This is a genomic window from Streptomyces sp. Xyl84, from assembly GCF_059731885.1.
In genome coordinates this window covers 2,281,701-2,295,493 of sequence record NZ_AP029182.1, presented here as the reverse complement: position 1 = coordinate 2,295,493, position 13,793 = coordinate 2,281,701, and the positions used below count along the sequence as shown (strand labels likewise).

At 72.6% G+C, this 13,793-nt stretch carries 13 protein-coding genes and 1 pseudogene; 8 read left to right on the top strand and 6 right to left on the bottom strand.

From position 1 onward, the window contains the following. Positions 1 to 85 precede the first annotated feature (85 nt). The 6 genes from AC6I72_RS09745 to AC6I72_RS09720 all read left to right on the top strand — a co-directional run bounded on the left by AC6I72_RS09745 (position 86) and on the right by AC6I72_RS09720 (position 6,769). Positions 86 to 1,306 carry a L,D-transpeptidase gene (locus AC6I72_RS09745; RefSeq protein WP_498000433.1) on the top strand — a complete coding sequence of 407 codons (1,221 nt, stop codon included), beginning with the start codon at positions 86 to 88 and terminating at the stop codon, positions 1,304 to 1,306. A 345-nt stretch (positions 1,307 to 1,651) separates the two neighbouring features. After that, on the top strand, positions 1,652 to 2,830 hold the full coding sequence (locus tag AC6I72_RS09740; RefSeq protein WP_498000432.1) for a L,D-transpeptidase: 1,179 nt from the start codon (positions 1,652 to 1,654) through the stop codon (positions 2,828 to 2,830). A 123-nt stretch (positions 2,831 to 2,953) separates the two neighbouring features. Next, the gene (locus AC6I72_RS09735; protein ID WP_498000431.1) at positions 2,954 to 3,721 is read left to right on the top strand and encodes an enoyl-CoA hydratase/isomerase family protein; all 768 of its coding nucleotides are present in this window, start codon (positions 2,954 to 2,956) and stop codon (positions 3,719 to 3,721) included. A gap of 241 nt (positions 3,722 to 3,962) precedes the next feature. Then, on the top strand, positions 3,963 to 4,466 hold the full coding sequence (locus tag AC6I72_RS09730) for an ATP-binding protein (RefSeq protein WP_498000430.1): 504 nt from the start codon (positions 3,963 to 3,965) through the stop codon (positions 4,464 to 4,466). Positions 4,467 to 4,730: 264 nt separating this feature from the next. Continuing rightward, positions 4,731 to 5,567, top strand: a complete 837-nt coding sequence (locus AC6I72_RS09725; protein ID WP_498000429.1) for a polysaccharide deacetylase family protein — start codon at positions 4,731 to 4,733, stop codon at positions 5,565 to 5,567. Further along, entirely contained in the window at positions 5,567 to 6,769 is a 1,203-nt protein-coding gene (locus AC6I72_RS09720; protein ID WP_498000428.1) for a YncE family protein, read from the top strand. The genes AC6I72_RS09725 and AC6I72_RS09720 overlap by 1 nt, the downstream gene beginning before the upstream one ends. On the opposite strand, the gene AC6I72_RS09715 is transcribed toward AC6I72_RS09720, so the two are convergent. Further along, on the bottom strand, positions 6,736 to 7,410 hold the full coding sequence (locus AC6I72_RS09715; RefSeq protein ID WP_498000427.1) for a GNAT family N-acetyltransferase: 675 nt from the start codon (positions 7,408 to 7,410) through the stop codon (positions 6,736 to 6,738). The two genes, AC6I72_RS09720 and AC6I72_RS09715, sit on opposite strands and share 34 nt — an antisense overlap. Positions 7,411 to 7,568: 158 nt before the next feature. On the opposite strand from AC6I72_RS09715, the gene AC6I72_RS09710 reads away from it, so the two are divergent. After that, positions 7,569 to 7,781: an EF-hand domain-containing protein gene (locus AC6I72_RS09710; RefSeq protein ID WP_366725544.1), complete on the top strand. Its 213-nt coding sequence runs from the start codon at positions 7,569 to 7,571 to the stop codon at positions 7,779 to 7,781. Positions 7,782 to 7,978: 197 nt separating this feature from the next. Beyond that, a pseudogene (locus AC6I72_RS09705) lies at positions 7,979 to 8,653 on the top strand (NADPH-dependent F420 reductase); the annotation flags it as partial. 21 nt (positions 8,654 to 8,674) lie between these two features. Here the strand turns inward: AC6I72_RS09705 and AC6I72_RS09700 are convergent. The 5 genes from AC6I72_RS09700 to gcvT all read right to left on the bottom strand — a co-directional run bounded on the left by AC6I72_RS09700 (position 8,675) and on the right by gcvT (position 13,716). Continuing rightward, positions 8,675 to 9,229, bottom strand: a complete 555-nt coding sequence (locus tag AC6I72_RS09700) for a GH25 family lysozyme (protein ID WP_498000426.1) — start codon at positions 9,227 to 9,229, stop codon at positions 8,675 to 8,677. Positions 9,230 to 9,364: 135 nt separating this feature from the next. Beyond that, positions 9,365 to 10,732, bottom strand: coding sequence for an L-serine ammonia-lyase (locus AC6I72_RS09695; protein ID WP_498000425.1), 1,368 nt, complete (start codon positions 10,730 to 10,732; stop codon positions 9,365 to 9,367). Positions 10,733 to 10,830: 98 nt separating this feature from the next. Further along, a complete protein-coding gene (glyA, locus tag AC6I72_RS09690; protein ID WP_498000424.1) occupies positions 10,831 to 12,093 on the bottom strand; it encodes a serine hydroxymethyltransferase in 1,263 nt (420 codons plus the stop codon). Positions 12,094 to 12,110: 17 nt separating this feature from the next. Continuing rightward, positions 12,111 to 12,485 carry a glycine cleavage system protein GcvH gene (gene gcvH / locus AC6I72_RS09685; protein WP_037858140.1) on the bottom strand — a complete coding sequence of 125 codons (375 nt, stop codon included), beginning with the start codon at positions 12,483 to 12,485 and terminating at the stop codon, positions 12,111 to 12,113. A 109-nt stretch (positions 12,486 to 12,594) separates the two neighbouring features. After that, complete coding sequence (gene gcvT, locus AC6I72_RS09680) at positions 12,595 to 13,716, bottom strand: glycine cleavage system aminomethyltransferase GcvT (RefSeq protein WP_498000423.1); 1,122 nt, start codon at positions 13,714 to 13,716, stop codon at positions 12,595 to 12,597. Positions 13,717 to 13,793 lie beyond the last annotated feature (77 nt).

The window sequence follows — 13,793 nt, the reverse complement described above, 5'->3', positions numbered from 1 at the left end:
CGGGCGCGTGCTCCTCCTCACTGTTCTGCCCAGCGCTCGGCTCGCACTCACGTTTCCCGGGGGCGGGCCGGTCGTTGGGCAGCTCGTGAGGCACGTACAACGGCGCGCACGGCGCGCGGGGGCCGCGCTGGCCGCCGTACTGACATGGGCAGGCCTGCTGGCCGGGGCCACCGGCTGCACCACCGGAGGGCCGGGCGGGGCTCCCGGCGGACCCGCGGCGGCGGCGAACGCGGTCCGGATCTCGCCGGACGACGGAAGCCAGGGCGTGCGGCCGGGCACGCGACTGCGGGTGCGGGCCGGCACCGGGCACCTGGAGTCCGTCAGGGTCGTCCGGTCCCAGGACGCGCAGGACACACAGGTCACCGGCCGCCTCTCCCGCGACGGCCGGACCTGGCGGCCCGACGACGACAGGCTCGCCCTCGCCGCCCGGTACACGGTCGACGCCGTGGCCGTCGACGGCGAGGGGCACCGCTGGGCCCGGCACGCCGGCTTCACCACCTACGTCCCCGAGGAGCGCTTCATCGGCTACGTCACCCCCGAGGACCGGGCGGTGGTCGGCACCGGGATGATCGTCTCCCTGGCGTTCAGCCGGGAGATCGCCGACCGCGCCGCCGTCCAGCGCGCCGTCCGGGTCACCTCGCGGCCGCCGGTGGAGATCCGGCCGCACTGGTTCGGCAGGGACCGGCTGGACTTCCGGCCCGAGCACTACTGGACGCCGGGCACCCGGGTCACCGTCGACCTGCGGCTGAGGGACGTCCAGGCGGCCCCCGGTGTCTACGGGCTCCAGCACAAGTCCTTCTCCTTCACCGTCGGCCGCAGCCAGGTCTCCCTGGTCGACGCCGCCGAGCACACCATGCAGGTGCGCCGCGACGGCGAGCTGCTGGCGACCGTCCCCATCACCGCAGGGGCGCCCCAGCACACCACCTACAACGGGAAGATGGTGGTGATGGAGATGCAGGAGGTCACCCGGATGAACAGCCGGACGGTCGGATTCGGCGGCGAGTACGACATCCCCGACGTCCCGCACGCCATGCGGCTCACCGCCTCCGGCACCTTCCTGCACGGCAACTACTGGTCGGTGCCGGAGCCGTTCGGGCGGGCCAACGTCAGCCACGGCTGCGTGGGCCTGAAGGACGTCAAGGGCGGCGGCTCCGACACCCCCGCGGGCTGGTTCTTCGACCGCAGCCTCGTCGGTGACGTGGTGGAGATCGTCCACAGCGAGGACGGGACCGTGGAGCCGGACAACGGGCTCGGCGGCTGGAACATGAACTGGGACGACTGGAAGGCGGGCGGCGCGGTCAAGTGACCCGGACGGGCCGGGGCGGAGCCGCCCGCCGGGCCGAGCCGTCCACCGGAGGGGACGGAGGCCGCCGGCCGGGGTGGGGCGAAGGAGCCGGCGGAGGCGGGGACGAGGCCGGCCGACGACCGTTTCCCGTGGCTGCCGAACTTGGGACGCAACAGTGACAATTGACTGACATCTGGCCCCTGACCTTGTGGTTACTATGCGCGAGTGTGCGCGGTGAGCGCTGGGGCTCGGGGCTGGCTGACCGGCCCGGGGGAGGAGACAGAGTTGAACATGCGGCCGATATCGGGGGCGTCGGTGGGGTCGGGCCGGCGGCGGGGCCCGGGGGGACGCCGGGGGACCAGGGGGATGCTGGCGCTGGTCTCCGGCGCGCTGGTCCTCGCGGTCAGCGCCTGCGGCGGGGGCGACTCCGGCACCGAGGGCGGGCAGGGCAAGGGCAAGGACTCCGGCGCCGCCGGGAGCAAGCAGTCGCAGGCGGTCCTCACCATCGCCCCGAAGGACGGTGCGACCTCCGTCGACACCAGCGGCGCCCTGAAGGTCGGCGCGAGCAAGGGCACGCTCACCCAGGTCGTCGTCAAGGACGCCAAGGGCGCGGAGATACCGGGGAAGATAACCGGCGGCGGCACCACCTGGACGCCGTCCACCCACCTGGCCGCCTCGACCAGGTACACGGTCCACGCCGTCGCCAAGGACTCCGACGGCCGCCAGGCGGCCCAGGACTCCAGCTTCACCACGCTGACGCCGAAGAACACCTTCATCGGCAGCTTCACGCCCGAGGACGGCTCCACCGTCGGGGTCGGAATGCCGTTCTCCGTCAACTTCACCCGGGGCATCACGCACCCGGACGCCGTCGAGAAGGCCATCGAGATCAAGACCGAACCGGCCGTCGACGTCGAGGGCCACTGGTTCGGCAACGACCGGCTCGACTTCCGCCCGGAGCACTACTGGAAGGCCGGCACCAAGGTCACCGTCAAGCTCAGCCTCGACGGCGTCGAGGGCCGCCCCGGCGTCTACGGCAAGCAGAGCAAGACCGTCTCCTTCACCATCGGCCGCAACCAGGTGTCCGTCGTGGACGCCAAGAAGCACACGATGAAGGTCACGCAGGACGGGAAGACGGTCAAGACCCTCCCGGTCACCACCGGCAAGCCCGGCTACGACACCTGGAACGGCCGGATGGTCATCAGCGAGAAGCTCTCGGTGACCCGGATGAACGGCGAGACCGTCGGCTACGGCGGCGAGTACGACATCAAGGACGTCCCGCACGCCATCCGGCTGACCACCTCCGGGACCTTCGCCCACGGCAACTACTGGGGCGGCGACGCCTTCGGCAACTACAACGCCAGCCACGGCTGCATCGGCCTGCGCGACGTGCGCGGCGGCTACGACAGCTCCACGCCGGCCGCCTGGTTCTTCAACCACTCGATGATCGGCGACGTGGTCCTCGTCAAGAACTCCCACGAGAAGACCGTCGCCCCGGACAACGGCCTCAACGGCTGGAACTTGTCCTGGCAGGAGTGGACGTCGTAAGGACGGGCACCCCGCGCCCCCTCGGCGGGGGCGCGGCACCTGCCGTCCGCGGGCGCGCGCGCCGGTGCGGGCCGGCGCACACCGGTGCTGCCTCCCGCGTGAACGACCGCTAACCTGCGGGGCATGACCGTATCTCTGGAAGTCGCCGAGGGCGTCGGCACGCTGCGCCTGGACCGCCCGCCCATGAACGCGCTCGACGTCGCCACGCAGGACCGGCTCAAGGAACTCGCCGAGGAGGCCACGCGCCGCGCGGACGTGCGCGCGGTGGTGATCTACGGCGGCGAGAAGGTGTTCGCGGCGGGCGCGGACATCAAGGAGATGCAGGTGATGGACCACGCGGCGATGGTGCTGCGGGCCCGCGCGCTGCAGGACTCCTTCACCGCCGTGGCCCGCATCCCCAAGCCGGTGGTCGCCGCGGTCACCGGCTACGCGCTGGGCGGCGGCTGCGAACTGGCGCTCTGCGCGGACTACCGGATCGCCGCCGACAACGCCAAGCTGGGCCAGCCGGAGATCCTGCTCGGCCTCATCCCGGGCGCGGGCGGCACCCAGAGGCTGTCCCGGCTGATCGGCCCCTCCAAGGCCAAGGACCTCATCTACACCGGCCGCCAGGTCAAGGCCGACGAGGCCCTCGCGCTCGGCCTGGTGGACCGGGTGGTCCCGGCCGCCGAGGTCTACGAGGCGGCGCACGCGTGGGCGGCGAGGCTCGCCCAGGGGCCGGCGATCGCGCTGCGCGCGGCCAAGGAGGCGATCGACACCGGTCTGGAGACGGACATCGACACCGGGCTCGCCGTCGAGCGGAACTGGTTCGCGGGGCTGTTCGCCACCGAGGACCGCGAGCGCGGCATGCGCAGCTTCGTGGAGGAGGGCCCCGGGAAGGCCGAGTTCGTCTGAGGCCCCGCTCGCGGGTCGCTCGATGGGGCGTTCAGGGAAGCCTCGGGGCATGCCGGAGCGTGCGGAGCGAAGGCGGCGGGCGTCCGCCGCCGGCCGGGCCGTCCGTGCAGGTCGGCCCGGCCGCAGCCGTATCCGAAATGCCTGTGGCATATGCCATTTCGGGATGCGGGACGGAGGCGTTCAAGGGGCGCATTCCGCCGGAACGGCCCCGGAGGGCGCCGCGGACGGCCATGATGGGGGCATGGCGGGGCTGGAGGGCATCGAGCAGCCGCGGGGACAGGGACATGCGGCCGTACCGCGCTGGTCGCCCGCGGTCGAGGACGAACTGGCCCTGGTCGCCGTGGAGTTGTACGGAAATCCGACCGAGTCGGAGGTGCAGCTGCCGTCCCGCCCCGAGTCCGCCGCCAGTGCGCGCCGGCTGGTGCAGGTCGTCGTCCTGCGCCAGTGGGGGCTGTCCCCGAAACTCACCGAGGACGCGGTCCTGCTCGTCTCGGAACTCGTGGGCAACGCCGTACGGCACACCGGCGCCCGCGTCGTCGGCCTCCGCATGCGCCGCCGCACCGGCCGCATCCGCATCGAGGTCCGCGACCCCTCCCGCGGCCTGCCGTGCCTGATGCCCGTCCAGGACCTCGACCTCAGCGGCCGGGGCCTGTTCCTCGTCGACAAGCTCTCCGACCGCTGGGGCGTGGACCTGCTCCCGCGCGGCAAGACGACCTGGTTCGAGATGAGGGCCGCGGACCGCTGAGCCGGCGGGCACCCCCGGGCCGGGCCCCCGGTGCCTGCCGTCCGGCCAGTCCTGCCCCGGCGTCAGATGGCGTCCTCCGGCCGGTCCGGCCGGTCCTGCCCCGGTGTCAGATACCCGCCGTCCGGCCGGTCCTGCTCCGACGTCACCGCGACCACTCCCGGGCTCCGCCCCGCCCCGACTCGCGGTCCGTCGCGGCCGCCTGACTGACGCTCACCCGGTGGGTATCCGTGTGGATCGCCCGTTTTCTTACTTTGCGCCCCTTAAATGGTGCGGGTGACCACCACCGACCGTCGTGGCGTGCTGCGGGCCGGTGCCGGACTCGTCGCCGGGGGCGCGCTCGCCACCGGGTGCGCGTCCACCGGTACCGCCCCGCACTCCGCCGCGTCCGACGCCCCGCCCGGGGCCTCCGCCTCCGCCGGAGCCGGTTCCGGCTCCTCGCGGCCCGCCGCGCACACCTCCGCCGCGCCCCGGGCCGCCCCCGCCCCCCGCTCCTTCCCGGGGCAGCCCGCCCAGATCAGCCACGGCCCGCGCGACAAGCCCCGCGTCGCCCTCACCTTCCACGGCCAGGGCGATCCGGCGCTCGCCCGCACCGTGCTCGGCACGGCCGAGGAACACGGGGCCCGGGTGACCGTGCTCGCCGTCGGCACCTGGCTCGACGCCCACCCGGAGATGGCCCGCCGGATCCTCGACGGCGGCCACGACCTCGGCAACCACACCCAGCACCATCTGTCCGTCAACGACATGCCGGAGGCCGAGGCCCAGGCCGAGATCACCGCCTGCGCGGACCGTCTGAAGCGGCTCACCGGATCGATCGGCACCTGGTTCCGGCCGTCCCGCGCGCTCGCCGCCTCCCCGCTGGTCGAACGGCTCGCGCGCACCGCGGGCTACCCGCACGTGCTCTCCTACGACGTCGACTCGCTCGACTACACCTCGCCCGGTGCCGCCGCGGTCACCCGCACCGTGCTGGACCGGGTCCGCGACGGTTCCGTGGTGAGCCTGCACTTCGGCTACCCCGGCACGGCCACCGCCCTTCCCGCCCTCCTCGCCGAACTCGACCGCCGCGGTCTGCGCGCGGTCACCACCACGGAGCTGCTGAGCTGATGCGTCCCAGTCCTACGTCCGTCTCCCGCCCGGCCCGGATCCTCGCCGCCGGCGCGGCCTGCGCAGCACTGGCCGTGCTGTCCGCGTGCAGCGGCGGGGGCCTCGCCCCGCACCCCACCGGCGAGGCCCTCGCCAGCAAGGCGCCCGCCCGGCCCCGGCAGCAGGCCCTCGACGCCCTGCCCGGCATGCCGCCCGTCCTCGACCCGAAGGACGTCTACGCCGCCGACCGCCCGGGCCGGCTCTCCGACACCGTCAAGGACTTCCCCTCACGGGTCTACGTCCCCAACACCAACTCCAACACGGTCACGGTCATCGACCCCGGGACCTACAAGGTCATGGAGACCATCCCGGTCGGCCGCCAGCCGCAGCACGTCGTGCCGTCGTGGGACCTGAAGACGCTGTGGGTCAACAACGACCTCGGCAACTCGCTGACCCCCATCGACCCGAGGACCGGCAAGGCCGGCAAGCCGGTCGACGTGCACGACCCGTACAACCTGTACTTCACGCCGGACGGCAGGTACGCCGTCGTGATGGCCTCCAAGGACCGCCAGCTCGTCTTCCGCGACGCGCACACCATGGAGCGGGTCAAGACCGTCCCGGTCGGCTGCGCCGGGGTCAACCACGCCGACTTCTCGGCCGACGGCCGCTACTTCATCGTCTCCTGCGAGTTCAGCGGCGAACTCCTCAAGGTCGACACGGCGGCGATGAAGGTCGTCGGACAGCAGAAGCTCGCCTTCCGCGGGGCCATGCCGCAGGACGTGAAGATGTCACCGGACGGCAAGCGGTTCTACGTGGCCGACATGGTGGCCAACGGCCTGTGGATCCTGGACGGCGGCACGTTCGGCAAGCCGGAGTTCCTGTACACCGGCAAGGGCGCCCACGGCCTCTACGTCAGCCGCGACTCGCGCCGGATGTACGTCTCCAACCGGGGGGAGGGCACCATCTCGGTCTACGACTTCGCCCAGCACAAGCTGACCGGGAAATGGCGCCTGCCGCACGGCGGCAGCCCCGACATGGGCGGTGTCTCCGCCGACGGCAAGGTGCTCTGGCTGTCGGGCCGCTACAACTCCGAGGTGTACGCCATCGACACCGGCACCGGCCGGCAGCTCGCCCGCATCAAGGTCGGCAGCGGCCCGCACGGCCTCGCCGTCTACCCGCAGCCGGGCCGCTACTCGCTCGGCCACACCGGCGTCTTCCGCTGAACGCCCCCGGCACCGAGCAGCAGCGCCTCCGCCCCCACGGGCCGGTAACCGGCCGCCAGGAACGCCCGCGCGCTGCGGGCGTTCCCCGGCGCCACCTGCGCCCACACGCTCTGCCCGGCGAGGTGCCGGGCGGCCAGCGCGAGCGCCCGCCCCAGCCCCCGGTGCCGTACGTCCTCGTCCACCTCGACCGCCGCCTCCAGGCGCCCGGCGACACCGTGCCCGAGCACCAGCACACCGCCGTCGGCCGCCCACGCGCGCACGCCGTCGCGCCGGCCCCGCGCGTACGCCACCCGGGCGTGCGCGCCGCCGGTGATCTCCTCCAGGGCGAGCGGCGGCGGCCCCGGCAGCGGGGCGGCGACGCAGAGCGTGTCGACCGTGTCGTGCGTCCGGCCCGTACGGTCCATGAACGCGGCCAGGAAACGCGGGTTCAGCGGCGCCGCCAGGGGGTCGCAGCCGATCCCGCGCAGCGTCTCGTGCACCCAGCGGGGGTCCTCGTCCGTGAACACCACCGAGTGCGCGGTGAAGGCAACGACCCCCGCGTCCCGGCCGCAGGGCTGCGCCACCACGGTCGTACGGCCGTCGGGCGCCGGGAACACGTCGCGTGCCGCCGCCTCCAGAATGCCCCGCAAGGTGTCCGTCACCGCATCCGCCTCCGCCCGTCCGTGTCCCCGGGCCGCACCGGCCCCGGGCGCAGCCTCGCAGACCCGGGCGATGACCGCACCGGGGGCACGGCCCGTTAATCTGACCTGCGTCAGTACGACAGCAAGACAGACCTGAAGCGACACAGAGGGGCGGATCGGTGGCGGACATCGACGAGGCACGCGAGCAGTTCAAGCGGATCGATGCGGACGGTGACGGATACATCACCGCTGCCGAGTTCAAGTCCGCCCTCGCGCAGGGAGGCGACTGGAACGTCACCGACACGGTGGCGGAGGCGATCATCAAGCAGCGGGACCTCGACGGCGACAAGGTGCTGTCCTTCGACGAGTTCTGGGACTACCTGAACAAGTGACGCCCGCGCGAGGGGCGTCCGGTGGCCTGCCACCGGGCGCCCCTTCTCCGTGTCCCGCCCGGCCCCCGCGCCGCGCCGTCCACCCGTTCGGCGCACGCCCGGAATAGCCCGCGCCGGACCGGGGTTGGAGGTGCCTTGCACACGCTGTACGGCACGGACACGACACCACCGGCACCGACCTCCGGACCTCCGGAAGAGCGAGGCGAACTGAGATGAAGATCGGCATCATCGGCGCGGGCAACATCGGCGGCAACCTCACCCGGCGGCTCACCGCCCTCGGCCACCAGGTGGCCGTCGCGAACTCGCGCGGCCCGCAGACCCTCACCGCGCTGGCCGAGGAGACCGGCGCGACGCCCGTGCGGGTCGAGGAGGCGGCGCGCGGCGCCGAGGTCGTCGTGGTCACCGTCCCGCTCAAGGCGGTCCCGGACCTGCCCTCCGGCCTGCTGGAGGAAGCGGCGGACGGCGCGGTCGTGATCGACACCGGCAACTACTACCCCCAGCGCGACGGCAGGATCGCCGCCATCGAGGACGAGGGCCTGACCGAGAGCCGCTGGACCTCGCAGCACCTGGGCCACCCCGTGGTCAAGGCCTTCAACGGCACCTACGCGCAGGACCTCCTGGACCGGCCCCGCCCGGCCGGTGACCCCGGCCGCCTCGCGCTGCCGGTCGCCGGCGACGACCCGGCGGCCAAGGCGAAGGTGCGGGCGCTGATCGAGGAACTGGGCTTCGACACGGTGGACTCCGGCACCGTCGACGACTCCTGGCGCCAGCAGCCCGGCACCCCGGTCTACGGGCTGCAGGAGGGCGTCGACGCCGTCACCAAGGCCCTGGCGGAGGCGTCCCCCGAGCGCCCGGCGGACTTCCGGGCCTGACGGCCGCCCCCGGGCGGGCGGTCACACCGTGGCCCACTCCCGCAGCGCCGCCGCACTGGAGAAGTTCGCCACGTTCTTGTCGTGGGGATCGTCGGTGTACTGGTGGAACCGCCACTTGGCCTTGATGCGGGGGTGTCCGGCGGCGACGTAGTCGGCGATCCACAGGCCGTCCCCGGCGTAGGAGGTGGTGTCGACGCTCAGCCAGAAGTGGCGGTTGGTGTAGAGCAGCACCCGGTTGTGCGGGCGCAGGTGCTTCACCTTGCGGATGAAGGCGTCCTTCTCCGCGTTGGAGGCGTGGGTGCCCTCGCCGGTGGACTCCCAGTCGACGGCGAGGATGTCGCCCCGCTTCTCCGGGGTGTGGGAGACGAAGTACTCGGCCTGGGCCGTGATGTTGCCGGGCCACAGGAAGTGGTAGAAGCCGACGACCAGATGGGCGTCACGGCCGTGCTTGGCCTGGGCGCCGAGCCTGGAGTTGACGTACGAACGGCCCTCCGTCGCCTTGATGAAGACGAAGGAGAGGCCGTCCGTGCCGTAGGTGGAGGACTGGTACGCGCTCACGTCGATGCCGTGCAGCATGCAAACTCCCTGAAGGACCGTGGGGGGAGGAGTCGTCGGTTGAGTTCTGCCCCACTTCGCCACGTCCGATCCCTCCGGCGCGTTCGCACATCAGCCCGGCCGCGGCACGGGCGCGCGGCGGGGGCGCCGGGGCGCTCAGCACTCGATGATGTTCACCGCGAGCCCGCCGCGCGCCGTCTCCTTGTACTTCACCGACATGTCCGCGCCGGTGTCCTTCATCGTCTTGATGACCTTGTCCAGGGACACCTTGTGGGAGCCGTCGCCGCGCAGTGCCATGCGGGCGGCGGTGACCGCCTTGACGGCGGCCATGCCGTTGCGCTCGATGCACGGGATCTGCACCAGGCCGCCCACCGGGTCGCAGGTCAGGCCGAGGTTGTGCTCCATGCCGATCTCGGCGGCGTTCTCGACCTGTTCGGGAGTGCCGCCCATCACCTCGGCGAGCGCGCCCGCCGCCATCGAGCAGGCCGAGCCGACCTCGCCCTGGCAGCCGACCTCGGCGCCGGAGATGGAGGCGTTCTCCTTGAACAGCATGCCGATCGCACCGGCGGCCAGCAGGAAGCGGACCACGCCCTCCTCGTCGGCGCCGGGCACGAAGTTGAGGTAGTAGTGCAGGACGGCGGGGATGATGCCGGCCGCGCCGTTGGTGGGGGCGGTCACCACCCGGCCGCCGGCCGCGTTCTCCTCGTTCACCGCCATCGCGTACAGGGTGATCCACTCCATGGCGCGGGCGGCGGCGTCGCCCTCGGCCCGCAGCTGGCGCGCGGTGATCGCGGCGCGGCGGCGCACCTTCAGACCACCGGGCAGGATGCCCTCGCGGCTCATCCCGCGCTTCACGCACGCCTGCATCACGCGCCAGATCTCCAGCAGGCCGTCGTGGATCTCCTCCTCGGTGCGCCAGGCGCGCTCGTTCTCCAGCATCAGCGCGGAGATCGACAGGCCGGTCTCCCGGGTCAGGCGCAGCAGCTCGTCGCCCGTGCGGAAGGGGTACTTCAGCACCGTGTCGTCCAGCTTGATGCGGTCCGCGCCCACCGCGTCCTCGTCCACGACGAAGCCGCCGCCCACCGAGTAGTACGTCTTGGTGAGCAGCTCGGCGCCCGAGGCGTCGTACGCCCACAGCGCCATGCCGTTGGCGTGGTAGGGCAGGGCCTTGCGGCGGTGCAGCACCATGTCGTCGTCGAAGGAGAACGCGATCTCGTGCTCGCCCAGCAGGTTCAGACGGCCGGCGGCCTTGATCCGCTCCACCCGCCCGTCCGCGGTCTCCACGTCCACCGTGCGCGGCGAGTCGCCCTCCAGGCCGAGCAGCACCGCCTTCGGCGTGCCGTGGCCGTGGCCGGTCGCGCCGAGGGAGCCGTACAGCTCCGAGCGCAGCGACACGGTCCGCTCCAGCACCCCCTCGCTGCGCAGCCGGCGGGCGAACATGCGCGCCGCCCGCATCGGGCCGACCGTGTGGGAGCTGGAGGGGCCGATGCCGATCGAGAACAGGTCGAAGACCGAGATGGCCACGGGGACTCCTCAATGCGGGGGGGTGCGAGGGACGGGAAAGGGGCGGGGCAGCGTGCGGGCGCCGGGGTCACCGGCGCCCGCGCGGTGTTCCGGATGACTTACTTGTTCAGCCCCGCGTACAGCGGGTGCTTGTCGGCCAGGGCCTTCACCCGGGCCTTGAGCGCCTCGGCGTCGTAGGACGGCTTCAGCGCCTCGGCGATCACGTCCGCGACCTCGGTGAAGTCCTCGGCCGTGAAGCCGCGCGTCGCCAGCGCCGGGGTGCCGATGCGCAGCCCGGAGGTGACCATCGGGGGGCGGGGGTCGTTCGGGACCGCGTTGCGGTTGACCGTGATCCCGACCTCGTGGAGGCGGTCCTCGGCCTGCCGGCCGTCCAGCTCCGAGTTCCGCAGGTCCACCAGGACCAGGTGCACGTCCGTGCCGCCCGACAGCACGTCCACACCGGCCGCCCTGGCGTCGTCCCGCACCAGGCGCTCGGCCAGGATGCGGGCGCCCTCCAGGGTACGCCGCTGGCGCTCCTTGAAGTCGTCGGAGGCGGCCACCTTGAAGGCCACCGCCTTGGCGGCGATCACATGCTCCAGCGGACCGCCCTGCTGACCGGGGAAGACCGCCGAGTTGATCTTCTTGGCGAGTTCGGCCGTGGACAGGATCACACCGCCGCGCGGGCCGCCCAGCGTCTTGTGGGTGGTGGTGGTGACCACGTGGGCGTGCGGCACCGGGTTGGGGTGCAGGCCCGCGGCGACCAGACCGGCGAAGTGCGCCATGTCGACCATGAGGTACGCGCCGACCTCGTCCGCGATCCGGCGGAACGCGGCGAAGTCGAGCTGCCGCGGGTACGCCGACCAGCCGGCCACGATCAGCTTCGGCTTCTTCTCCTTGGCCAGCCGCTCGACCTCGGCCATGTCGACCAGGCCGTCCTCGCCCACGTGGTAGGCGACGACGTCGTAGAGCCTGCCGGAGAAGTTGATCTTCATGCCGTGGGTGAGGTGCCCGCCGTGCGCGAGGTTCAGGCCCATGATCGTGTCGCCCGGCTGGAGCAGGGCGAACATGGCGGCGGCGTTGGCCTGGGCGCCGGAGTGCGGCTGCACGTTGGCGTGCTCGGCGCCGAACAGCGCCTTGATCCGGTCGATCGCGATCTGCTCGACCACGTCGACGTGCTCGCAGCCGCCGTAGTAGCGGCGGCCGGGGTAGCCCTCGGCGTACTTGTTGGTGAGGACCGAGCCCTGGGCCTCCATGACCGCCAGCGGGGCGAAGTTCTCCGAGGCGATCATCTCCAGCGTGGACTGCTGGCGGTGCAGCTCGGCGTCGACCGCGGCGGCGACGTCCGGGTCGAGTTCGTGCAGGGGGGTGTCGAGAACACTCATCGGGGTCCGTCCGCTCCTCAGCCGTTCTGGGCGGTGTACTCGTCGGCGGAGAGCAGGTCGGCCGGCTCCTCCGTCAGACGCACCTTGAACAGCCAGCCGCCCTCGAAGGGCGCGGAGTTCACCAGGGACGGGTCGTCCACCACGTCCTGGTTGATCTCGGTGATCTCACCGCTGACCGGGGAGTACAGGTCGGAGACCGACTTGGTCGACTCCAGCTCGCCGCAGGTCTCGCCCGCGGTCACCGTGGAGCCCACCGCCGGGAGGTCGGCGTAGACGACGTCACCGAGCGCGTTGGCCGCGAACTCCGTGATGCCGACCGTCGCGACGCCGTCCTCGGCGGGCGACAGCCACTCGTGCTCCTTGCTGTAGCGCAGCTGCTGGGGGTTGTTCATGGCCTGAATTCTCCTGTACGCGGGGGAGTGCTGGTGAATGAGGGACTGCGCGGGGCGTGCGTGACCGGGGCGGCGGGCCCCGCGTCACCCCTGACCGGTGACGACGGTGTCACTTCCGCCGCTTGTAGAAGGGCAGCGCCACGACCTCGTAGGGTTCGTGGCTGCCCCGGATGTCCACGCCGACACCGGCCGTGCCCGGCGCGGCGTGCGCGGCGTCGACGTACGCCATGGCGATCGGCTTGCCCAGGGTGGGGGAGGGGGCGCCGGAGGTGACCTCGCCGATCACCTCGCCGCCGGCGACGACGGCGTAGCCCGCGCGAGGGACACGGCGGCCCTCGGCGACCAGGCCGACCAGGACGCGCGGCGGGTTGTGCTCCGCGCGCCCGGCGGCGGCCAGCAGCGCCTCGCGGCCGACGAAGTCGCCCTCCTTCTCGAACTTCACGACCCGGCCGAGCCCCGCGTCGAACGGGGTCAGCGCCTCGGTCAGCTCGTGCCCGTACAGCGGCATGCCGGCTTCCAGGCGCAGCGTGTCGCGGCAGGACAGGCCGCAGGCGACCAGGCCCGCGCCCTCCCCGGCCTTCGTCAGCGCCTGCCACAGCTCCACGGCGTGCTCCGGCTTCACGAACAGTTCGAAGCCGTCCTCGCCGGTGTAGCCGGTGCGCGCGATCAGCGCGGGGACCCCGGCGACCGTGCCGGGCAGGCCGGCGTAGTACTTCAGGCCGTCCAGATCGGCGTCGGTGAGCGAGGCGAGGATGCCGGGGGACTCGGGGCCCTGCACGGCGAGCAGGGCGTACGCGTCACGGTCGTCGCGGACCTCGGCCTCGAAGCCGGCCGCCCGCTCGGTGAGCGCGTCCAGCACCACCTGGGCGTTGGACGCGTTGGCCACGACCATGTACTCGGTGTCGGCCAGCCGGTAGACGATCAGGTCGTCCAGGATGCCGCCGTCCGCACGGCAGATCATGGTGTAGCGGGCCCGGCCGACGCCGACGGAGGCGATGTTGCCGACCAGCGCGTGGTTCAGCAGGGCGGCGGCCTGCGGGCCGGTCACGGTGATCTCGCCCATGTGGGACAGGTCGAAGAGACCGGCCCGCGTACGCACGGCGAGGTGCTCGTCGCGCTCGGAGCCGTAGCGCAGCGGCATGTCCCAGCCGGCGAAGTCGGTCATCGTCGCACCCAGCGAACGGTGCACCGCGTCCAGCGCGGTACGACGGAGCGGAGCGGAACTGCTCATCGGTCGGTCTCCAAGGCGATGGGGGTCCCCCCACCGCGCACGGGCTGAGCCGGACGCGGGGACGGCGAGGACAGGTC